This is a genomic window from Pseudomonas sp. MWU13-2862, from assembly GCF_023242495.1.
GTDB classification, from domain to species: Bacteria; Pseudomonadota; Gammaproteobacteria; order Pseudomonadales; family Pseudomonadaceae; genus Aquipseudomonas; species Aquipseudomonas gingeri_D.
In genome coordinates this window covers 295,142-315,799 of record NZ_JALMEZ010000006.1, presented here as the reverse complement: position 1 = coordinate 315,799, position 20,658 = coordinate 295,142, and the positions used below count along the sequence as shown (strand labels likewise).

At 61.2% G+C, this 20,658-nt stretch carries 21 protein-coding genes and 1 other RNA gene; 5 read left to right on the top strand and 17 right to left on the bottom strand.

Annotation, left to right across the window (positions count from 1 at the left end; translation table 11 throughout):
• Positions 1-4 precede the first annotated feature (4 nt).
• The 9 genes from mraY to rsmI all read right to left on the bottom strand — a co-directional run bounded on the left by mraY (position 5) and on the right by rsmI (position 9,001).
• Positions 5-1,087 (bottom strand): phospho-N-acetylmuramoyl-pentapeptide-transferase, encoded by a 1,083-nt coding sequence (gene mraY, locus M5C56_RS13795; RefSeq protein WP_103494527.1) that lies wholly within the window; start codon positions 1,085-1,087, stop codon positions 5-7.
• Positions 1,087-2,469, bottom strand: coding sequence for a UDP-N-acetylmuramoyl-tripeptide--D-alanyl-D-alanine ligase (gene murF, locus M5C56_RS13790; protein ID WP_103494526.1), 1,383 nt, complete (start codon positions 2,467-2,469; stop codon positions 1,087-1,089). The genes mraY and murF overlap by 1 nt, the downstream gene beginning before the upstream one ends.
• Positions 2,462-3,925 (bottom strand): UDP-N-acetylmuramoyl-L-alanyl-D-glutamate--2,6-diaminopimelate ligase, encoded by a 1,464-nt coding sequence (locus tag M5C56_RS13785; protein WP_103494525.1) that lies wholly within the window; start codon positions 3,923-3,925, stop codon positions 2,462-2,464. Before M5C56_RS13785 ends, murF begins: the two co-directional genes overlap by 8 nt.
• Positions 3,925-5,661, bottom strand: a complete 1,737-nt coding sequence (locus M5C56_RS13780; RefSeq protein WP_177099622.1) for a penicillin-binding protein 2 — start codon at positions 5,659-5,661, stop codon at positions 3,925-3,927. Before M5C56_RS13780 ends, M5C56_RS13785 begins: the two co-directional genes overlap by 1 nt.
• The gene (gene ftsL, locus M5C56_RS13775) at positions 5,661-5,954 is read right to left on the bottom strand and encodes a cell division protein FtsL (RefSeq protein ID WP_100941296.1); all 294 of its coding nucleotides are present in this window, start codon (positions 5,952-5,954) and stop codon (positions 5,661-5,663) included. The genes M5C56_RS13780 and ftsL overlap by 1 nt, the downstream gene beginning before the upstream one ends.
• Positions 5,951-6,892: a 16S rRNA (cytosine(1402)-N(4))-methyltransferase RsmH gene (gene rsmH, locus M5C56_RS13770; protein WP_103494606.1), complete on the bottom strand. Its 942-nt coding sequence runs from the start codon at positions 6,890-6,892 to the stop codon at positions 5,951-5,953. Before rsmH ends, ftsL begins: the two co-directional genes overlap by 4 nt.
• Positions 6,893-6,894: 2 nt before the next feature.
• The gene (gene mraZ, locus M5C56_RS13765) at positions 6,895-7,350 is read right to left on the bottom strand and encodes a division/cell wall cluster transcriptional repressor MraZ (RefSeq protein WP_100941295.1); all 456 of its coding nucleotides are present in this window, start codon (positions 7,348-7,350) and stop codon (positions 6,895-6,897) included.
• A gap of 310 nt (positions 7,351-7,660) precedes the next feature.
• Positions 7,661-8,014, bottom strand: an RNA gene (gene rnpB, locus M5C56_RS13760) — RNase P RNA component class A.
• 132 nt (positions 8,015-8,146) lie between these two features.
• Complete coding sequence (gene rsmI / locus M5C56_RS13755) at positions 8,147-9,001, bottom strand: 16S rRNA (cytidine(1402)-2'-O)-methyltransferase (RefSeq protein ID WP_247263178.1); 855 nt, start codon at positions 8,999-9,001, stop codon at positions 8,147-8,149.
• Positions 9,002-9,237: 236 nt separating this feature from the next.
• Here rsmI and M5C56_RS13750 point away from each other — a divergent pair, with 236 nt between their 5' ends.
• The 4 genes from M5C56_RS13750 to M5C56_RS13735 all read left to right on the top strand — a co-directional run bounded on the left by M5C56_RS13750 (position 9,238) and on the right by M5C56_RS13735 (position 12,726).
• Entirely contained in the window at positions 9,238-11,049 is a 1,812-nt protein-coding gene (locus M5C56_RS13750) for a penicillin-binding protein activator (RefSeq protein WP_103494523.1), read from the top strand.
• Positions 11,049-11,420 (top strand): YraN family protein, encoded by a 372-nt coding sequence (locus tag M5C56_RS13745; RefSeq protein WP_103494522.1) that lies wholly within the window; start codon positions 11,049-11,051, stop codon positions 11,418-11,420. Before M5C56_RS13750 ends, M5C56_RS13745 begins: the two co-directional genes overlap by 1 nt.
• A 137-nt stretch (positions 11,421-11,557) precedes the next feature.
• Entirely contained in the window at positions 11,558-12,151 is a 594-nt protein-coding gene (locus M5C56_RS13740; RefSeq protein ID WP_103494521.1) for a phosphoheptose isomerase, read from the top strand.
• Entirely contained in the window at positions 12,148-12,726 is a 579-nt protein-coding gene (locus M5C56_RS13735; RefSeq protein ID WP_103494520.1) for a BON domain-containing protein, read from the top strand. The genes M5C56_RS13740 and M5C56_RS13735 overlap by 4 nt, the downstream gene beginning before the upstream one ends.
• Before the next feature lie 193 nt (positions 12,727-12,919).
• Here M5C56_RS13735 and M5C56_RS13730 read toward each other — a convergent pair whose 3' ends face one another.
• From M5C56_RS13730 to rplM, 7 genes are all read right to left on the bottom strand, one after another.
• Positions 12,920-13,333, bottom strand: coding sequence for a ClpXP protease specificity-enhancing factor (locus M5C56_RS13730; protein WP_103494519.1), 414 nt, complete (start codon positions 13,331-13,333; stop codon positions 12,920-12,922).
• A gap of 11 nt (positions 13,334-13,344) precedes the next feature.
• The gene (locus M5C56_RS13725) at positions 13,345-13,962 is read right to left on the bottom strand and encodes a glutathione S-transferase N-terminal domain-containing protein (RefSeq protein WP_103494518.1); all 618 of its coding nucleotides are present in this window, start codon (positions 13,960-13,962) and stop codon (positions 13,345-13,347) included.
• Positions 13,963-14,147: 185 nt separating this feature from the next.
• The gene (locus M5C56_RS13720) at positions 14,148-14,927 is read right to left on the bottom strand and encodes a cytochrome c1 (RefSeq protein WP_103494517.1); all 780 of its coding nucleotides are present in this window, start codon (positions 14,925-14,927) and stop codon (positions 14,148-14,150) included.
• On the bottom strand, positions 14,927-16,138 hold the full coding sequence (locus tag M5C56_RS13715) for a cytochrome bc complex cytochrome b subunit (protein ID WP_100941287.1): 1,212 nt from the start codon (positions 16,136-16,138) through the stop codon (positions 14,927-14,929). Before M5C56_RS13715 ends, M5C56_RS13720 begins: the two co-directional genes overlap by 1 nt.
• Complete coding sequence (gene petA / locus M5C56_RS13710; RefSeq protein ID WP_103494516.1) at positions 16,138-16,734, bottom strand: ubiquinol-cytochrome c reductase iron-sulfur subunit; 597 nt, start codon at positions 16,732-16,734, stop codon at positions 16,138-16,140. The genes M5C56_RS13715 and petA overlap by 1 nt, the downstream gene beginning before the upstream one ends.
• 275 nt (positions 16,735-17,009) lie before the next feature.
• The gene (gene rpsI, locus M5C56_RS13705) at positions 17,010-17,402 is read right to left on the bottom strand and encodes a 30S ribosomal protein S9 (RefSeq protein ID WP_103494515.1); all 393 of its coding nucleotides are present in this window, start codon (positions 17,400-17,402) and stop codon (positions 17,010-17,012) included.
• Positions 17,403-17,416: 14 nt separating this feature from the next.
• The gene (gene rplM, locus M5C56_RS13700; protein ID WP_060783310.1) at positions 17,417-17,845 is read right to left on the bottom strand and encodes a 50S ribosomal protein L13; all 429 of its coding nucleotides are present in this window, start codon (positions 17,843-17,845) and stop codon (positions 17,417-17,419) included.
• 245 nt (positions 17,846-18,090) lie between these two features.
• Here rplM and M5C56_RS13695 point away from each other — a divergent pair, with 245 nt between their 5' ends.
• A complete protein-coding gene (locus M5C56_RS13695; RefSeq protein WP_103494514.1) occupies positions 18,091-19,131 on the top strand; it encodes an NADP(H)-dependent aldo-keto reductase in 1,041 nt (346 codons plus the stop codon).
• 129 nt (positions 19,132-19,260) lie between these two features.
• Here the strand turns inward: M5C56_RS13695 and M5C56_RS13690 are convergent, their stop codons facing one another.
• Complete coding sequence (locus tag M5C56_RS13690) at positions 19,261-20,406, bottom strand: acyl-CoA dehydrogenase family protein (RefSeq protein ID WP_247263179.1); 1,146 nt, start codon at positions 20,404-20,406, stop codon at positions 19,261-19,263.
• Positions 20,407-20,658: the final 252 nt, after the last annotated feature.

Below are 20,658 nucleotides of genomic sequence, written 5' to 3'. Positions count from 1 at the left end.
TGTTCTACCTCAGCTTCAGGGTGGCAAGGCCGACCAGCACCAGGATCACGGTGATAATCCAGAAACGGACGATCACCCGTGGTTCGGGCCAACCCTTGAGTTCAAAGTGGTGGTGAATCGGCGCCATGCGGAACACACGGCGGCCAGTCAATTTGAAGGAAGCGACCTGGATCACCACCGACAGGGTTTCCATCACGAACACACCGCCCATGATGAACAGGACGATTTCCTGGCGGACGATCACCGCAATGGTGCCCAGGGCCGCGCCCAGCGCCAGTGCGCCGACGTCGCCCATGAAAACCTGGGCCGGGTAGGTGTTGAACCAGAGGAAACCCAGGCCGGCACCAATCAGCGCGCCGCAGAACACAATCAGCTCGCCCGCGCCCGGGACATAGGGAATCAGCAGGTATTCGGCGAACTTCACGTTACCCGACAGGTAGCAGAAGATCCCCAGCGCGCCACCGACCATCACCGTCGGCATGATCGCCAGGCCATCGAGGCCGTCGGTCAGGTTGACCGCGTTGCTCGAACCGACGATGACGAAGTAGGTCAGGACCACGAAACCGACACCCAACGGGACACTGACATCCTTGAGCATCGGCACGATCAGGGTGGTTTCCACCGGGGTCTGCGCGGTCATGAACAGGAAGATCGCCGCCCCGAGGCCGAACACCGACTGCCAGAAATATTTCCAGCGACTCGGAAGACCACGGGAGTTCTTCTCGATCACCTTGCGGTAATCGTCGACCCAGCCGACAGCGCCGAACAGCAGGGTGACCAACAGGACCACCCAGACATAACGGTTGTGCAGGTCGGCCCAGAGCAAGGTGCTGACGCCGATGGCCGAGAGAATCAAGGCGCCGCCCATGGTCGGCGTACCGGACTTGGACAGGTGCGATTGCGGACCGTCATTGCGTACGGATTGGCCGATCTGGCGATTCTGCAAGGTACGGATCATCCAGGGACCCAGGCACAGCGACAAAGACAGCGCGGTCAGTACCCCGAGAATCCCGCGCAGGGTCAGGTACTGAAAGACCGCAAAGCCTTTGTAGAACTGTTGCAGGTACTCCGCTAGCAGCAGCAGCATTAATGCTTCTCTCCCTTGTGTTCGTCAGAAGCGGGCCCACACAAAGCCGCCACGATGTTTTCCATCGCAGCGCTGCGCGAACCCTTGATCAAAATGGTGGTGTCCGTGTCTTGCTCGGCGCCCAGCGCCGCGATCAGATCGGCCTGGGTGGCGAAATGACGGGCGTGCGGGCCAAAGGCGTTGACGGCATGAACCATCATCGGTCCCACCGCATACAGCGCTGAAACCTTGTCGGCGGCATAAGCGCCTACTTCACGATGTCCTTGCTCCGCCCACTCGCCCAACTCGCCGATATCTCCGAGCACCAGAACGGTGCGGCCGGAAAAGCCGGCGAGTATATCAACGGCGGCCGCGATTGAGGCAGGGTTGGCGTTGTAGGTGTCGTCAATGACGCGAATGCCATTGATTGCTAATTGCGCCACCGCGCGCCCCTTGACCGGTTGTACCGCTTCCAGCCCGGCAACGATGCCCGGCAGGGAAACGCCGAGGGCATGGGCGGCGGCGGCGGCGGCCAGGGCATTAGCCACGTTGTGGGTGCCCAGCAGGTTCAGTTGCACCCGGGCACTGCCCAGGGGACTGTGCAAATCGAAACCCGGGCAGCCCCGTGGATCACGGGAAATCTGTGCGCCATGGAAATCGGCGGCGGTGTTTTCCAGGGCAAAGCTCAGGACTTTTCGACCGGCGGCACGGGCTTGCCAGATAGCGAAAGCCTTGTCGTCCAGGTTGAGGACGGCCACGCCATCGGCTTGCAGCCCTTCAATGATCTCGCCCTTGGCCTCGACGATTTTCTCGGGACCACCGAACTCGCCGACATGGGCGGTTCCGGCATTGTTCAAGATGGCCACATGGGGCTTGGTCATGGCGACGGTATAGGCAATTTCGCCTAGGCGCGAAGCCCCCAGCTCGATGACCGCCGCACTGTGTTCCGGGGCCAGCTCGAGCAGGGTCAGTGGCACGCCCAGTTCGTTGTTCAGGTTGCCGCGAGTGGCCAGGACCAGGCCACGGGTGCGCAGGATGCTCGCGAGCAGCTCCTTGACCGTGGTCTTGCCGCTGGAGCCGGTAATGGCCGCCACCGGCCGGGTAAAGGCGGCGCGGTTCAGCGCGCCCAGCTGACCCAGGGCCAGACGGCAGTCGGCGACCAGCAACTGCGGCAGCTTGCTGCCGACCACTTCACGCTCGACCAGCGCCGCGACGGCGCCTTTGGCGGCGACATCCTCGAGATAATCATGACCGTCGAAACGCGGTCCGGTCAGCGCGACAAACAACTGGCCCGGCTGAATCGCCCGGCTGTCGATGCTCACGCCATTGAAGCTGGCATCGGCCGTCAACAGGCTTGCCGACAAGGCCTTCGCCACTTCGCTGAGTTTCATCGCCTCAAGCATGGCCGACCTCCCAGGCATCCAGGGCCTTGGTGGCTTCGACCAGGTCGGAGAAGGCATGGCGCTGGCCGTTGATTTCCTGATAGTCCTCATGACCTTTACCGGCCAGGACAATCACATCGTCGGCCGAGGCGCCGGCAATCAGTTCGGCGATGGCCAGACCGCGACCGGCGACAAAACGGACCTTGTCCGTGGCCACGAAGCCGGCACGGATATCGTCGAAGATCCGCGAAGGGTCTTCAGTACGTGGGTTGTCATCGGTGACCAGCGCCACATCGGCCAGACGCTCGACCACTTCGGCCATCAGCGGGCGCTTGCCGCGATCACGGTCGCCACCGCAGCCGAACAGGCAGAGCAATTGACCCTTGGCGTGAGGACGCAGGGCCAGCAGGACTTTTTCCAGGGCATCCGGGGTGTGGGCGTAGTCGACCACCACCAGTGGCCGGGCACCACCGCCCAGGCGCTGCATACGACCGGCCGGACCTTCGAGCTGCGGCAGTACGCGCAGGATCTCGTCCAGCGGGTAATCCAGGCCCAGCAAGGCACCGACCGCCGCCAGCAGATTGCTCAGGTTGAAGCGTCCGAGCAGCGCACCGCGCAAGTGATGCTCGCCTTGCGGCGTCACCAACGTGGCGCGCACGCCTTCGTCGCTGAATTGCGCATCGCGACAATAGAGGTAGGCGCTCGGGTCTTCCTGGCTATAGGTCAGCAAACGCGACTCATGCTTTTCCGCCGCCAACTGGCGACCGAACTCATCGTCGATATTGATGACCCGGCAGCTCAGGTCGGCCCAGCCGAACAACTTGGCCTTGGCCGCACCATAGGCTTGCATGGTGCCGTGATAATCCAGGTGATCGCGGGACAGGTTGGTCAGCACGGCCACATCGAATGCCAGCGCGGTCACCCGGCCCTGATGCAAGCCGTGGGAAGACACTTCCATGGCCACGGCCTTGGCCCCGGCTTTCTTCAAGTCGGCCAGGCTCGCCTGCACGGCAATCGGGTCCGGCGTCGTCAGCATGCCGCTCTGCAGAGCGCCGTAAAAGCCCGTACCCAGGGTGCCAAGAATGCCGCAATGCTGGCCCAGCAAATCGAGGGCCTGGGCAATCAACTGGCTGACACTGGTCTTGCCGTTGGTTCCGGTCACGCCCACCAGGTTCAGGTGGCGACTCGGATCACCGTAGAAACGCCCGGCGATATCGGACAGTTGCGCCGCCAGGCCCTTGACCGGGATCAGCGGCACATCGGTGATCGGCAGCACGGTGGCGCCTTCGACTTCATAGGCCACCGCCGCCGCGCCACGCTGCAAGGCGTCGGCAATATGGTTGCGACCGTCGACCTTGCCGCCCGGTATCGCCAGGAACAGGTCGCCGGCGCGGACTTTACGGCTGTCGAGGGCCAATTCGCGAATCAGCAGATCGCGACCGGCGTGGGCAAAAATCTTGTTCAAGCTCAGGGACATTAACCACGCCCTCCTTTTACCGGGGCAGGCGCGACAACGGCCTGCTGTTGGGGCGTTGTCGGCAAGTCGTCGGGGATGACGTTCATCAGGCGCAGGGTGCCGGACATGACTTTGCTGAAGACCGGTGCCGAGACCAGGCCACCGAAGTAACCGGCCTTGCTCGGTTCGTCGATCACCACCACGATGGCGTAGCGCGGATCGCTCATCGGGCCGAAACCGGCGAACAGCGAGCGGTAGGCGTTTTCTTCATAACCCTTGGTGCCGACCGAGGTCTTGCGCGCCGTACCGGACTTGCCCGCCACGTGATAGGCCGGCACTTTCGCGCGCCAGACACCTCGCGGCGCCTCGATCACTTGTTGCAACATACCTTGCATGGTCTTGGCGACATTTTCCGGGATAACCTGGGTACCCTCGGGAGCCTTGTCGGTCTTGATCAAGGTCAGCGGCACGATCTTGCCGTTGTTGGCCAGGGCCGAGAAGGCGTGCACCAGCTGGATCGCGGTCACCGACAGGCCGTAGCCGTAGGACAGGGTCGCGGTCTCGGCCTTGCGCCACTCGCGGTAGTTCGGCAGGTTGCCGACCCGCTCGCCGGGGAAGCCGAGGCCGGTGTCCTGGCCCAGGCCGACTTTCTGCATCACGCGGAAAATCGCTTCGCCGCCGATATCGAAGGCGACCTTGCTCATGCCGACGTTACTGGAGTTGATCAGGATGCCGGTCAGGTCGAGTACCGGGCCTTCGGTCTTGGACACGTCACGAATGGTGTACTTGCCCAACTGCAGGGTACCGGGGTAGACCTCGACCGTATCGCTGGGCTTCCAGCGGCCGGTTTCCAGGGCCGCGCTCATGGAGATCGGCTTCATGGTCGAACCCGGCTCGAACACGTCGATCATCGCGCGGTTGCGCATCATCGCCGGTTGCAGGTTGCGCCGGTTGTTGGGGTTGTAGGTCGGCTGGTTGACCATGGCGAGGATCTCGCCGGTCTTCACGTCCATGATCACCAGGCTGCCGGCCTTGGCGCCGTTTTCCACCAGGGCGTTGCGCAACTCGCGGTTGGCCAGGTATTGCAGGCGCAGGTCAATGGACAACGCCAAGGGCTTGCCGGCCTTGGCGTTTTTGGTGACTTGGACATCCTTGATCAGCCGGCCGCGCCGGTCCTTGATCACCTGTCGCTTGCCGGGTACCCCGGCCAGCCACTCGTCGTAGGCCAGCTCCACCCCTTCGCGACCGTGGTCGTCGATGTCGGTAAAGCCGACCATATGGGCCGCCACTTCACCGGCCGGGTAGAACCGCCGGAACTCCTCGATGCCGTAGACGCCGGGAACCTTGAGGTCGAGCACGGACTGGCCCTGCTCCGGGGTCAGGCCACGGACCAGGTAGATGAATTCTTTATTGGCCTGCTGTTCCAGGCGTTCGGTCAGCAGCTTCGGGTCCTGCCCGAGCGCCATCGCCAACGCCGGCCAGCGATCCTTGGCCAGTTGCATTTCCTTGGCGTTGGCCCACAGCGTGGTCACCGGGGTACTGACGGCCAGGGGCTCGCCATTGCGATCGGTGATCAGGCCACGGTGCGCCGGAATCGGGATATGCCGCATGCTGCGCGCATCGCCCTGGCCGATCAGGAACGCCCGGTCGATCACCTGCAGGTCGACGATCTTCCAGCTGATATAGCCGACCATGATCGCCAGTGCGCCGAGGACCACGCGGAAGCGCCAGGGATAGAGCGCGCCTTCGAGTTTCATCATGGCGCCACCATCCTGACTTCGGATGGGCTGGGGATGCGCATCTTCAGTTGTTCGGTGGCCAGGGTTTCGATCCGGCTGTGGGCGGTCCAGGTGCTCTGCTCGAGAATCAGGCGACCCCATTCGGCCTGGGCCTTGTCACGCACGCTCAGCTCGTTGTACAGCGAGTTGAGCAGTTGACGGTTCCAGTGCGCGCTGTAGGCCACGCCGATGGCGGAAACCAGCACGGCGACAAACAGCAGGAACATGAAAAAGCTTCCGCCGGGAAGTGGCTTGGCGTAGAGCTTGCTCACCGCAACTTCTCCGCGACACGCATGACGGCGCTGCGCGCACGCGGGTTGGCCTTGAGCTCGGCTTCGGAGGCGAACCGGGCCTTGCCATGCACTTTGATCCGCGGCTCGAAAGCCTGGTGGCGGACCGGCAGGTTACGCGGCAGGTTGTCGCTTTCGCCCTTGACCAGGCGGCGCATGAACAGTTTGACGATACGGTCTTCCAGCGAGTGGAAGCTGATGACCACCAGGCGACCACCGACTTCCAGGGCGTCGAGCGCCGCTTCGAGGCCGGTTTCCAGGTCGCCCAGTTCGTTGTTGACGTGGATGCGCAGGCCCTGGAACGCGCGGGTCGCCGGATTCTTGCCCTTTTCCCAGGCCGGGTTGGCCACCTTCAGCACTTCGGCCAGGTCGGCGGTGCGCTCGAAGGGTTTGATCACACGACGCTCGACCACGGCGCGGGCCATACGGCCGGAGAAACGTTCTTCGCCGTATTCCTTGAACACCCGGGCAATTTCTTCAGCCGGTGCGGTGGCGATGAACTCAGCCGCACTGATGCCACGGGACGGGTCCATGCGCATATCCAGCGGACCGTCGTTCATGAAACTGAAGCCACGCTCCGGGTCGTCGAGCTGCGGCGAAGACACGCCAAGGTCCAGCAGGATGCCGTTGACCTTGCCGGCCATGTCGCGCTCGACGATTTCCGAACCGAGCTCGGCAAAGCTGCGCTGCACAACGACAAAGCGGCCGTCTTCGGCCGCTAGCGCTTGCCCGGTGGCAATCGCCTGAGGATCCTTGTCGAATCCGAGGAGTCGGCCACCTGGCCCGAGCTTGCTGAGGATCAGCCGACTATGCCCGCCACGGCCGAAGGTGCCATCCAGATAGCAGCCATCAGGGCGTACGGCGAGAGCCTCGACGGCTTCGTCAAGCAGTACGGTGATGTGGTTAAAGCCGCTATCAATAGTCACAGGATCAGATCACGCAGTTCATCAGGCATCGCGCCCGGTTGTTGAATGGCCGCCAGGTCCGCTGCCGATACAGCGTTCCAGGCGTCCTCGTCCCACAGTTGAAACTTGTTCAGTTGGCCTACCAGCATCGCGTGCTTGTCCAGCTTCGCGTACTCACGCAGGCGCGGCGGCACCAGGAAACGGCCGCTGCCGTCGAGCTCGAGGTCGACGGCATTACCAATCAGCAAACGCTGCAGCCGGCGGTTCTCTTCCCGCAACGACGGCAACGCACGCAGCTTGGTTTCAATCAGCTCCCACTCGTCGAGCGGGTACACACACAAACAGGGGTCCACGGCATCAATGGTCACGATCAGTTGGCCGGAACTACGCGAAACGAGCTCGTCACGGTACCGGCTCGGCATAGCGAGACGGCCCTTTGCATCGAGACTGATAGCGTTGGCTCCGCGAAACACAGCTGCGTTTCTCCAAATATTAGCGTTTTACGTCAAAAAAACCCACTTCATGCCACTTTCCTCCACTTGCGCACACTATAGGAATGCGCCCACCACACCGTCAAGGCGCGGTCTTAAGGAAAAGCCTTACAGATCGGAGATTTAGGAGCATAAAAGGAGGTTATTCGACAATCGGGAGAGTGTTTCCGGAGACGAACTTCAACGCGCTGAGAAATTTGAGCGCGGAAGTTAAAGTGATTTGTGAAGAGTAAGATTTTTTCGGTATTACAAATGCGCTTCTGCCAGCGATTGCGTGCAGGGAGGGAAAGAGGTGGAGAGTCGATCTGTAAGCCGGGTTCTGTCGAGGACAGTCATTCCTCTACGATGGCCATCACTGGACATCTTTAGCAACCTACCCGGTTCCAGCGCGGGCCACGCCTTGGAACCCTATTTGGTCTTGCTCCGAGTGGGGTTTACCTAGCCACGAACTGTTGCCAGCCGTGCGGTGCGCTCTTACCGCACCTTTTCACCCTTACCGGCGCCGAAGCGCTTAGGCGGTTATTTTCTGTGGCACTTTCCGTAGGCTCACGCCTCCCAGGCATTACCTGGCACTCCGCCCTATGGAGCCCGGACTTTCCTCCCCCCCCTAATTTTCATAGGGGGCAGCGACTGTCCAATCGACTCTCCGCCGCGAAGGTTACCGGCACATGCCCTGAAGGACAAGCATTAAAGGCGTTTCGCCACAGGGTGCTGTCCCGGCAAACACCGCCAGGCCGGATCCCACACCTGGATCGGATCCAACCCACAGCAAAATCAGTCAGGCATTTTTCTGCCGATCCAGCGCCACCTGATACAGCAGGTTCTTGCGCACCCCGGTGATTTCCGCCGCCAGGGCCGCGGCGCGCTTGAGCGGCATTTCCTCGAGCAACAGGTCGAGGACGCGCATCGCCTCGCTGCCGACTGCGTCGTCGTTTTCCGCTGCCGTCCAGCCGGCGACCAGCACCACGCACTCGCCACGCTGCTGATTGGCGTCCGCTTCGACAAATCCGCGTAGCTCGCTCAGCGGCAAGCCCTTGAGGGTTTCGAAGGTCTTGGTCAGTTCACGGGCCAGCAGTGCCGGGCGCTCGGCGCCGAAAACCGTCTCCATGTCCTGCAGGCATTCAAGGATCCGATGCGGTGCCTCATAGAAGATCAGCGTGCGCGGCTCTTCCTTGAGCAGCTCCAGGCGAGCCCGACGCCCCACCGCCTTGGCCGGCAGGAAACCTTCGAAAATGAACCGATCGGACGGCAGCCCCGCCGCCGAGAGCGCGGCGATCAATGCGCAAGCGCCGGGAACCGGCACTACACTGATACCTGCCGCCCGCGCCTGACGCACCAGGTGATAACCGGGATCGGAGATCAACGGCGTGCCCGCATCGGAGATCAGCGCCACGTCCTCGCCCGCCAGCAACTTGGCGATGAAACGGCTGCCTTCGTCACGTTCGTTGTGCTCGTGACAGGCCGCAAGCGGTGTCGTAATTCCGAAGTGCTGCAATAATCTGAGGGAGTGGCGGGTGTCTTCCGCGGCAATCAGCGACACGTCGCGCAACACCTTCATGGCCCGCGCACTGATGTCATCCAGGTTGCCAATGGGCGTCGCCACCACATAAAGCGAGCCGACAGCGGAATTCAAAGCACCTGGAGCAGTCAAAGCGCATACCTCGAGAAGAACGAAAACGCCATTGTAGCGCGTAGCCGCCCTGCCGATATGCTTCACAACGGCGAGCGCGGGCCCAAAAGGCGAGCGATTCGAGCGCCGTGACACGCTTTGTACGACCTAATTTGACCGTTTCACGCCAGTAACATCGCGCCCCGGCCAGTGCTTGGGTACAATTCCACGCTCATATGATCGAGTATCAGGAACACTACATGATCGCTTGCCTGCGGCTGTTCTCTGCCCTCTGCCTCGCTGCCTTGCTGGCGGCTTGCGCCAGCTCGCCCTCTTCCAGCCTTGGCGAACTCCCACGGACCCCGAATGCCAGCATCGAGCAACTGCTCGAGCAGGCGGCTTCCAGCAAGACGCCGGAACAAGCCGCCCTGCTGCGCCTGACCGCTGCCGACCTGGCCTATCGCCAGAAAGACAGCGGCCGCGCCTCGCAGATTCTTGCGCAGGTACCGCTGGATACCCTCAAGCCGGCACAGCAGGTGTACGCCAGTACCCTGGCGGCCGAACTGGCGATGACCCGCAACCAGCCCAAGGCGGCGCTGACCGCCTTGAGCCACCCGAGCCTGGAGCGCCTCAGCGAGCTGCCGGTGGACCAGCAGATTCGCACCCAGACCGTGCGCGCCCGCGCCCTTGAAGCCGACGGCCAGACCCTGGCCGCCGCTCGCGAGCGCATCTTCATCGCCCCGCTGCTCAGCGGCGATGCGGCGAAAAGCAATCACGAAGCCATCTGGGCACTGATCGCGGCCCTGCCGACCGACCAGCTGCAACCCACGGGCAACGACGATCTCAGCGGCTGGTTGAGCCTGGCGCTGGCGGTGAAATCGTCCGGTACCCTGGAACAGCAACAGGCGGCCATCGATACCTGGCGCGCGCAGAACCCCAAGCACCCGGCCGCCGTGCAATTGCCGCTGCCCCTGGTGAAACTCAAGGAACTGGCCAGCCAGCCGCTGAGCAAGATCGCCCTGCTGCTGCCGCAGGACGGCCCGCTGGCCTCGGTCGGCAAGGCCCTGCGTGAAGGCTTCATGGCCGCTCACTACCAGGCCCAGCAGGCCGGCCAGAAGCCGCCGGTCATCGAGTTCTACGACAGCTCGCGCCTCACCTCCCTCGACGACTTCTATCGCAAGGCCCAGGCCTCCGGCGTGCAGTTGGTGATCGGTCCGCTGGAGAAGCCGCTGGTCAAGCAGCTCAGCGCCCGTGCGCAATTGCCGATCACCACCCTGGCGCTGAACTACAGCGAAAGCGCGCAGAACCCGGCGCAGTTGTTCCAGTTCGGCCTCGCCGCCGAAGACGAAGCCCGCGAAGTGTCCCGTCGCGCCCGCGCCGACGGCCTGCACCGTGCCGCCGCCATGGTGCCGAAAGGCGAATGGGGTGATCGCGTGCTCAAGGCCTTCCGCCAGGATTGGGAAGCCAACGGCGGCACCGTGGTCGGTATCGAACGTGTCGATCAACCAGTCGCCCTGGCCCAGCAGATCGCCGATCTGTTCCAGCTGCGCCAGAGCGAAGGCCGCGCCAAGAGCCTGCAAAGCACGGTAGGCGGCCAGGTCGCCGCCCAACCGTCGCGTCGCCAGGACATCGAGTTCATCTTCCTCGCCGCGACACCGCAACAGGCGCAGCAGATCAAACCGACCCTGAACTTCCAGTACGCCGGTGATGTACCGGTGTATGCGACCTCCCACGTGTTCAGCGCCACCGGCGACCAGAACCAGTACAACGACATGAACGGCGTTCGTTTCTGCGAAACCCCTTGGCTGCTGGACGCCAACGACCCGCTGCGCAAACAGGTCACCGCGCAATGGCCACAAGCCAACGGCGCCCTCGGTCGCTTGTATGCCATGGGTGTCGACGCCTATCGCCTGGCACCACGCCTGGGTCAACTCAAGGCCCTGCCCGACAGCCGTATCGAAGGTCTCTCCGGCAGCCTGAGCATGGATCCGGGACAACGGGTCGAACGCCAGCTGCCCTGGGCCCAGTTCGTCAGCGGTCAGGTCCAGCGCCTGCCGGATACGCCGCACTGATGGCACCCGCCGCCCACCTGGAACACGGCAGGGATGCCGAGCTCCTGGCGCTGCGGCACCTTGAACAACAGGGGCTGCGCCTGCTGGCGCAGAACTGGACATGCAAACGGGGCGAGCTTGATCTGGTCATGCTCGACGGCGATACAGTAGTATTCGTCGAAGTTCGTTACAGGAAAAACACCCAATGGGGTGGCGCACTGGGCAGCATCGATGCCCGCAAGCGCAAGAAGGTAATATTCGCCGCGCAGTATTTCCTGCAACGCGAGTCACGCTGGGCCCATTGCCCTTGCCGCTTTGACGTGGTGGCCATAGACGGCCCGGTCGAGGCGACACCCCAGTTGAACTGGCTACGGAATGCCTTCGACAGCTGATCCAGGCTGTCGGCCCGGTTACTCTTTTCACCCACCGATTTTGCTCTTTGCTTTGCGGGCTGCACATTCTTGTGCCGGGCAGCTACCGGGAAAACCCGGTCCGCGCTCGACCAGCCGCCCTACTTAAGGTTACGTAGATGGACATGCAATCCCGAATTCGCCAGCTTTTCCAGGCCAGTATCGACACCAAGCAACAGGCGATGGACGTTCTTGCACCTCACATCGAGCAAGCCAGCCAGGTCATGGTCAATGCCCTGCTCAACGAAGGCAAAATGCTCTCCTGCGGCAACGGCGGCTCCGCCGGCGATGCCCAGCACTTTTCCTCGGAACTGCTCAACCGCTTCGAGCGCGAGCGACCGAGCCTGCCGGCCATTGCCCTGACCACCGACAGCTCGACCCTCACCTCGATCGCCAATGACTACAGCTACAACGAAATCTTCTCCAAGCAGATCCGCGCACTGGGCCAACCGGGCGACGTGCTGCTGGCGATTTCCACCAGCGGCAACTCCGCCAACATTATTCAGGCCATCCAGGCCGCACATGATCGCGAAATGGTTGTCGTAGCCTTGACGGGACGCGACGGCGGCGGCATGGCCTCCCTGCTGCTGCCCGAGGATGTCGAGATTCGCGTCCCGGCCAACGTCACCGCACGTATTCAGGAAGTCCACCTGCTGGCGATCCATTGCCTCTGCGATCTGATCGACAGCCAATTGTTCGGGAGTGAAGAATGACCATCAATCGCCTTAGCCTGCTGGCCTTGACCCTGTGCCTGGGCATCAGCGGCTGCAGTTCGGTACTGACCGCCACCCGCGACGAGCCGATCAACGACGATCGCGGAACCCGCACCCTGGGCAGCAAGATCGATGATTCGCTGATCGAGACCAAGGTCGCGGTCAACGTCGCCAAGGCCGATCCCGCCCTGGATAACGGCTCGCACATTGTCGTCACCAGCTATAACGGCATTGTCCTGCTGGCCGGCCAGACCCCACGCGAAGACCTCAAGGCCAAGGCCGAACAGGCCGCCGCCGCGGTTCAACGAGTGAAGAAGGTCAACAACGAGCTGCAGATCATCGAACCGTCCTCGCTGCTGGCCCGCAGCAGCGACAACTGGCTGACCACCAAGATCAAGACCCAGATGCTGACCGATAACAGCATTCCCGGTTCGCGCATCAAGGTCGTCACCGAGAACGGCATCGTCTACCTGCTGGGCCTGGTGACCCAGGACGAAGGCGCCCGCGCCACCAACCTGGTGCAGAGCGTCGGCGGCGTACAGAAGATCGTCAAGCTGTTCGAGTACATCGACTGATCCGAGACCTTCGCGGGCAAGCCCTGCTCCTACAGTGCGTCATTGTTCACTGATCTTATGTACGACACGATACTGTAGGAGCAGGGCTTGCCCGCGAAGAGGCCGCTGAGCCTTGCGCCCCCCATACGAACAGCTCGCAACCAGCCGAAATACAGATGTAAAAAAGGCGCCTCGAATGTAGGCGCCTTTTTTATTACTTCACGACCTTCAAGCTTGGCCGACCGCTAGGACGCGGCGGCTCGGAACCTGGCGGCGGACCGTCATCATCCGGCTCGACCCCATCGTCGCCCTCCAGGGGCGCTTCCAGCTCGAACACCATGCCCTGGCCGTTCTCCCGGGCGTAGATCCCGAGAATGGCGCTGATTGGCACGAAAAGCGTGTGCGGTACACCACCGAAACGCCCCTCGAAGCTGACCGCCTCGTTGTCCATGTGCAAGTGACGCACCGCGCTGGGCGAAACGTTCAAGACGATTTGCCCGTCGCTGGCAAAACCTTGCGGCACCTGGACCGAGGGATACTCGGAATTGACCAGTATGTGCGGCGTACAATCGTTATCCACTATCCATTCGTACAGAGCACGAACCAAATAAGGGCGACTGGAGTTCATAAAACAGCTCCTTAGCGCATATCGCGTTCGACACCAGACAAGCTTGCCTGGAAAGCCTCACGCGCAAACTGGCGCTCCATATAATCGAGCAACGGCTTTGCGGGCCGCGGCAATTCAATACCCATAATCGGCAGACGCCAGAGTATCGGTAATAGACAGCAGTCCACCAGACTTTGCTCATTACTCAGGAAAAATGGCTTGTCGGCAAACAACGGCGATGCCCCTGTCAGGCTCTCGCGCAATTCCTTACGCGCCTGCACCCGCGCCGGCTCCTTGCTGCGCGAATCCAGAATCACATCCACCAACGCACACCAGTCGCGCTGAATGCGATGGATCAGCAAACGGCTGTTGGCCCGTGCCACGGGATAAACCGGCAGCAGCGGTGGATGCGGATAACGCTCATCCAGGTATTCCATCACCACGGTCGACTCCCACAACGCCAGGTCACGATCGACCAGGGTGGGCAGGCTGCCGTAAGGGTTCACCTCGATCAGCTTCGGCGGTTGACGCCCCGCTTCCACGGTAATGATCTCGGCGCTGACACCCTTCTCCGCGAGCACGATGCGCACCCGGTGGGAATAGTGGTCGGCGGGGTCGGAGTAACAGGCCAACCGGTTGGTCACGCCCATGGCGGTCCTCCTCGCTTGTTGAAATTATTGAAAACGGAAAAACGAGCGCGCCCAAGACAAGCCTCCCGCAGCCCCAAAACAGAGCGAGGGTGAAACCGTTGCCGGCTCACCCCGCCCGTCCTTGCTGGCTACATCTTCAGAGGCACCCTTGGGCGCGCACGATTGACAGCTATGTTACAACGTTATCAATGCACATCCTTCCAGTATTCGCGCTTGAGCAGATAAGCGAACACGAAGAAGAAGGCCAGGTACAGCAAAACGTAGGTACCGATACGCTGATGCTCCAGCTTCACCGGGTTGGCCGAGTAGGCCAGGAAGGTCACCAGATTCTTGACCTTCTCATCGAATTGCTCTTCGTTCAAGGCACCGGTTTTCGGCACGATGGTCAACTGGTCGCACGCTTCATGGGTCAAAGGCGTACCGGTCAGCGGATCATACTGCTTCTTGCCCTCCTCGACGATTTGAACCTGCTTGCAACCGACGACCTGACGCCCCTGCAGGCCCACCAGCACATTGGGCATGCCGACGTTCGGGAAGACCTTGTTGTTCACGCCCCAGGGACGCGCAGGGTCTTCGTAGAAGGATCGCAGGTAGCCATAGAGCCAGTCGGTGCCGCGTACGCGGGCCACCAGGGTCAGGTCGGGCGGTGCCGCGCCGAACCAGGCCTTGGCGTCGGCCGGCTGCATGCCGATGGTCATGTGGTCGCCGATCTTGGCACCAGTGAACACCAGGTTCTTGAGCATCAGGTCATGGGGAATCCCCAGGTCATCGGCGACACGTTCATAGCGCTGGAACTTGGCGCTGTGGCAACCCATGCAATAGTTGGCAAAGGTCCGTGCACCATCCTGCATGGCCGCCTTGTCGGAAACATCGATGGCGACTTTTTCAAGATCAGGACCATGCTCGTCAGCGAAAGACAGGAGTGGCAGGGCCACAAGCATCAAGACTGCAAATAATTTTTTCATCAGCCAGTCACCCTTTCCGGTACCGGTTTGGTCTTCTCGAGCCGGGTATAGAACGGCATCAGAATGAAGTAGGCGAAGTACAGGACCGTGCAGATCCGCGACAGCAGCGTGCGCTCCGGCGTCGGCGGCATCACACCCAGCCAGCCGAGGGTGACGAAGGCGATGCAGAACACCCACAACCAGATCTTGCTCAGCCACCCCTTGTAGCGCATCGACTTCACGGGACTGCGGTCCAGCCACGGCAGGACGAACAGCACGGCGATCGACGCGCCCATGGCCATGACGCCCATGAGTTTGTCCGGAACCGCCCGCAGGATCGCGTAGAACGGCGTGAAGTACCAGACCGGGGCAATGTGCTCGGGGGTCTTGAAGGCGTTGGCCACTTCGAAGTTGGGTTTTTCGAGGAAATAGCCGCCCATTTCCGGGAAGAAGAACACGATGGAGCAGAAGATGAACAGGAACACCACCACGCCGACGATATCCTTCACGGTGTAGTACGGGTGGAAGGCAATGCCGTCCAGCGGTACGCCGTTCTCGTCCTTGTGCTTCTTGATGTCGACGCCATCCGGGTTGTTCGAACCGACCTCGTGCAGCGCCAGTACGTGCAGCACCACCAGGCCGAGGATGACGATCGGCAGGGCCACCACGTGCAGGGCGAAGAAGCGGTTCAGGGTGATCCCGGAAATCAGGTAATCACCACGAATCCACTGGGTCAGGTCGTTGCCGATGACCGGGATCGCACCAAACAGCGAGATGATCACCTGGGCCCCCCAGTAGGACATCTGCCCCCACGGCAGCAGGTAGCCCATGAACGCCTCGGCCATCAGCGCCAGGTAGATCAGCATGCCGAATAGCCACACCAGCTCACGGGGCTTCTGGTACGAACCGTAGAGCAGGCCACGGAACATGTGCAGGTAGACCACGATAAAGAACGCCGAAGCGCCGGTGGAGTGCAGCAGGCGCAGGATCGAGCCGTACTCGACGTCGCGCATGATGTATTCGACGGAGGCGAAGGCTTCTTCCGCCGAAGGGGTGTAGCTCATGGTCAGCCAGACACCGGTGACGATCTGATTGACCAGCACCAGCAGGGCCAGGGAGCCAAAAAAGTAGAAAAAGTTGAAGTTCTTCGGAGCGTAATACTTGCTGAGATGGTCTTCCCACATCTTGGTGGCGGGAAAGCGCGCATCGACCCAATCCATGAACTTGCTCATCACGCTTTCTCCATATCGACGCCAATCACAACAATCGTGTCGGACTCATAGGAATGCGGCGGAACTGGCAGGTTCAAAGGCGCGGGTTGCGACTTGTAGACTCGGCCAGCCAGATCGTAGTGAGAACCATGGCAAGGGCAGAAATAGCCACCGACCCAGTCGGCGCCCAGATCGGCGGGCGCCACTTCCGGACGGAAGGTGGGTGAGCACCCCAGATGGGTGCAGATACCGATCAACAGCAGTAGCTCTGGCTTGATCGCGCGGTTCTTGGGGTCGACATAGGTGGGTTGTGTAGAAGCCTTGGACTCGGGGTCGGACAAGCGATCCTCGATCTTGGCCAGATTACCCAGAATCTCGGGGGTACGATGGACGATAAAGACCGGTTGACCTCGCCACTCAGCAATCATCTGCTGCCCACGCTCGATCTTGCTGATATTCACCTTCACGGGCGCCCCCGCAGCTTTCGCCTTGGCACTGGGAAACCATGACCCCACGAACGGGACCGCAGCCCCCACCGCTCCTGCAGCTCCTACCACGGATGTGGCTGCTACGAGGAAGCGACGCCGGCCTGCATTCACGCCGTCATTGCTACTCATTCAGTCCTCTCCCATCAGCTTTGTGGCCTGTTAAATCAGGCGTCTACTAAGTGAATTTTTGTACTTATAAATTTTGCCGAATGGTAATGAAAAGCCACACGTATGACAAGGTAATTACCAGCCCCACCCTGCCCCAAGCCTTGTAGTATAGGGGCTCTACGGATGTGGCAAGTTGTCACAGGAAAATATTTCGCCCATAAAAAAACCCGGTTTCGCGAGGAAACCGGGCTTTTTGTAGAACGTATGCTGAAACGTAGAGCCGGTACGGGACCGAATTAACGCTTCGAGTACTGCGGACGCTTACGCGCTTTACGCAGACCCACTTTCTTACGTTCAACTTCACGAGCATCGCGGGTTACGAAGCCGGCTTTGCGCAGAGCACCGCGCAGAGTCTCGTCGTAATCCATCAGAGCGCGAGTGATACCGTGGCGGATTGCGCCAGCTTGACCACTTACACCACCACCGATGACAGTGACGTAGATATCGAATTTCTCGGTAGTCTCAGTCAGTTCCAACGGCTGGCGAACTACCATGCGGGCAGTTTCGCGACCGAAGAACGTGTCCAGGGTGCGGTTGTTGATGGAGATGTTACCAGTACCCGGACGCAGGAAAACGCGTGCGGTTGCGGTCTTGCGACGGCCAGTGCCGTAATTTTGAGTCGCCGACATAATGAACTATTCCGTTAAATCTTCAGTTCTTGGGGCTGCTGAGCAGTATGAGGGTGAACAGCGCCCGCATAGACTTTCAGCTTACGGTACATGTCGCGACCCAGCGGGTTCTTAGGCAGCATGCCTTTGACCGCGGTCTCGATCACGCGCTCAGGGGCTTTAGCGATCAGCTTTTCGAAGTTGATCGACTTGATGCCGCCCGGGAAACCGGAGTGGGAGTAGTACATTTTGTCGGTGGTTTTAGCACCGGTTACACGAATCTGCTCGGCATTGATCACAACGATGTAGTCACCGGTGTCGACGTGCGGAGTGTATTCGGCTTTGTGCTTGCCACGCAGGCGGCTCGCGATTTCGGTGGCCAGACGACCCAGGGTCTGACCAGCAGCGTCGACGATAAACCAGTCGCGCTTAACTGTTTCCGGTTTAGCAGTAAAAGTTTTCATTCTTTATAGCCTCAGGGGCCGCCTGTAAATAAGACGGCGGATCTTACTGAATAGTGCGTACTTTGACAAGGTCAAAGGCAGCCGGATACAGACGCTTTCGGGGGCTCGGGTCGGCGCGTCCGTTCAACGGCAAGATTCTTTGGCGGCGGCGCATCACTTCCACTGCATAAAGAGGTGCGTAATTATGCAGATTGCGAAAAAAATTTCAACCTGCTTTTATGATCGTTTCCCCACAGGAGCAGCCAATGGAATACCGTCAGCTAGGCCGGACCGATCTGAACGTGAGCGCAATTTGCCTGGGGACCATGACCTGGGGCGAGCAGAACACCCAGGATCAAGCCTTTGCCCAGATCGAACGGGCGAAAGGTGCCGGGATCAATTTCATCGACACCGCCGAGATGTACCCGGTGCCGCCCAAGGCCGAAACCTACGCCAGCACCGAGCGCATGATCGGCAACTGGTTCAAGCAGCGCGGCGACCGTGCCGACTGGATCCTGGCGAGCAAGATCGCCGGACCCGGCAACGGCATCGGCTATATCCGCGACGGCCAGCTCAAGCACAACCGCCAGCATATCGTCGAAGCCCTGGACGCCAGCCTCAAGCGCCTGCAGACCGACTGGATCGATCTCTACCAGTTGCACTGGCCGGAACGCAGCACCAATTTCTTCGGCCAACTGGGCTACAAGCACAAGGCCGACGAAGACTTCACGCCGATCGAGGAGATCCTCGAAGCGCTGGACGAACAGGTCAAGGCCGGCAAGATCCGCCATATCGGCCTGTCCAACGAAACCCCGTGGGGCACCATGAAATTCCTGCTCGAGGCCGAGCGCCGCGGCTGGCCGCGGGCGGTGTCGATCCAGAACCCCTACAACCTGCTCAACCGCAGCTTCGAAGTAGGCCTGGCGGAAGTCGCCCTGCGCGAACAGTGCGGCCTGCTGGCGTACTCGCCGATGGCCTTCGGTTTCCTCTCGGGCAAGTATGAAGGCGGCGCCCGGCCGGACAAGGCACGCCTGAGCCTGTACAGCCGCTTCAGCCGTTATTTCAACCCGCAATCGGAAGCGGCGTGCAGCCGTTATGTCGCCCTGGCCCGTGAACACGGCCTGGACCCGGCGCAGATGGCCCTGGCATTTGTCACCCAGCAACCGTTCGTCACCAGCAACATCATTGGCGCGACGACGCTGGAGCAGTTGGACAGCAACATTGCCAGCGCCGACCTGAAGCTGTCGGAGGAAGTGCTGGCGGGGATCGAGGCGATCCACAAGGATCATCCGAACCCGGCGCCGTAAGCCTACCGGTGTAGGAGCGAGCTTGCTCGCGATGGTAGTCGGAACACCGCGGGGTATCAGGTTTCCCGCGTCATCGTTGACGGCCATCGCGAGCAAGCTCGCTCCTACAGTGAGATTGAGGCGTGCCTGTCAAAGCGACCGGGCAATGATCTCCTTCATGATCTCGTTGGTCCCGGCATAGATGCGCTGCACCCGTGCATCCGCCCAGGCCCGGGCCACCGGGTATTCCCACATGAACCCGTAGCCGCCATGCAACTGCACGCACTCGTCGAGCACCTTGCATTGCAGGTCGGTGCCCCAGTACTTGGCCATCGCCGCCGTCGGCACATCGAGCTGGCCTTGCAGATGCAACTCCAGGCAGCGGTCGACAAACACCCGGCCGATCTGGATCTCGGTGGCCATTTCCGCCAGCTTGAAGCGCGTGTTCTGGAAGTCGGCAATGGATTTGCCGAAGGCCTTGCGCTCGCGGGTGTACTCCAGCGTCCATTGCAACGCCGCCTCGGCCGAGGCCAAACCGCCGATCGCCACCGTCAGGCGCTCCTGAGGCAGCTCCTGCATCAAATAGGCAAAACCCGCTCCGACCTGCCCCAGCAGATTTTCCCGGGGCACCCGCACATCCTGGAAAAACAGCTCGGAAGTGTCCTGGGCCTTCATGCCGACCTTTTCCAGGCGCTTGCCCTTGGCGAACCCCGGCGTATCGGCCTCGACCAGGAACAGGCTGATCCCCTTGGCTCCGGCCTGGGGATCGGTCTTGGCGACGACGATCACCAGGTCGGCGAGAAAGCCGTTGGTAATAAAGGTCTTCGAGCCATTGAGCACATACTCGTCACCGTCCAGCACTGCCGTGGTCTTCACCCCTTGCAGGTCGGAGCCGGCCCCCGGCTCGGTCATCGCAATGGCCGTGACCATTTCGCCGGACACCAGCTTGGGCAGGTACTTGAGCTTCAGCGCCTCGCTGCCGTAATGCAGGATATAAGGCGCGACAATATCCGAATGCAATGAGAAACCGATGCCGCTCAAGCCCTGCCGGCTGATTTCCTCGATCACCACGGCACTGTAGAGAAAGTCCGCCGCCATGCCGCCGTAGGCCTCCGGCAGATGAGAACAGAGCATCCCCTGCGCCCCCGCCTTGTTCCACAACTCGCGGTCGATATAGCCGCGTTTTTCCCACTGCCCATGGAAGGGCGCCGCCTCCTGCTCGAGAAACTTGCGCACACTGCTGCGAAACAGCTCGTGCTCGGAACTGAACAGGGTTCTGGGAATCATCGGGGGCACCTGCAAGGACGCTGAGGCCAGGATTGGCCCGTAAAGCCTATGCCAGTGTTTTGCCGGGTAACACTGGACACATGCGACAAAAAATAAGACGATCCAGCCGTCTGTTGACCACTTTCCCCTATAAGAACTTCCCGCTAATCCGCTAATAAGAACAATGGAATTATGGCTAACCCACTCTCCACGCCCTTGCGGCGCGTCAGCATCCTGGCTATCGACCGGGTATTCGCTTCCACCCTTATGCAAGCCAAGGAC

Coding starts and splice junctions, on each gene's coding strand:
- M5C56_RS13720 (WP_103494517.1), bottom strand. CDS start 14,927: ATGAAAAAATTATTTGCAGTCTTGATGCTTGTGGCCCTGCCACTCCTG.
- rplM (WP_060783310.1), bottom strand. CDS start 17,845: ATGAAAACTTTTACTGCTAAACCGGAAACAGTTAAGCGCGACTGGTTT.
- M5C56_RS13725 (WP_103494518.1), bottom strand. CDS start 13,962: ATGGGCGTGACCAACCGGTTGGCCTGTTACTCCGACCCCGCCGACCAC.
- petA (WP_103494516.1), bottom strand. CDS start 16,734: ATGAGTAGCAATGACGGCGTGAATGCAGGCCGGCGTCGCTTCCTCGTA.
- M5C56_RS13735 (WP_103494520.1), top strand. CDS start 12,148: ATGACCATCAATCGCCTTAGCCTGCTGGCCTTGACCCTGTGCCTGGGC.
- murF (WP_103494526.1), bottom strand. CDS start 2,469: ATGCTTGAGGCGATGAAACTCAGCGAAGTGGCGAAGGCCTTGTCGGCA.
- M5C56_RS13750 (WP_103494523.1), top strand. CDS start 9,238: ATGATCGCTTGCCTGCGGCTGTTCTCTGCCCTCTGCCTCGCTGCCTTG.
- M5C56_RS13715 (WP_100941287.1), bottom strand. CDS start 16,138: ATGAGCAAGTTCATGGATTGGGTCGATGCGCGCTTTCCCGCCACCAAG.
- M5C56_RS13740 (WP_103494521.1), top strand. CDS start 11,558: ATGGACATGCAATCCCGAATTCGCCAGCTTTTCCAGGCCAGTATCGAC.
- M5C56_RS13730 (WP_103494519.1), bottom strand. CDS start 13,333: ATGAACTCCAGTCGCCCTTATTTGGTTCGTGCTCTGTACGAATGGATA.
- M5C56_RS13695 (WP_103494514.1), top strand. CDS start 18,091: ATGGAATACCGTCAGCTAGGCCGGACCGATCTGAACGTGAGCGCAATT.
- M5C56_RS13745 (WP_103494522.1), top strand. CDS start 11,049: ATGGCACCCGCCGCCCACCTGGAACACGGCAGGGATGCCGAGCTCCTG.
- M5C56_RS13780 (WP_177099622.1), bottom strand. CDS start 5,661: ATGAAACTCGAAGGCGCGCTCTATCCCTGGCGCTTCCGCGTGGTCCTC.
- mraY (WP_103494527.1), bottom strand. CDS start 1,087: ATGCTGCTGCTGCTAGCGGAGTACCTGCAACAGTTCTACAAAGGCTTT.
- rpsI (WP_103494515.1), bottom strand. CDS start 17,402: ATGTCGGCGACTCAAAATTACGGCACTGGCCGTCGCAAGACCGCAACC.
- M5C56_RS13785 (WP_103494525.1), bottom strand. CDS start 3,925: ATGTCCCTGAGCTTGAACAAGATTTTTGCCCACGCCGGTCGCGATCTG.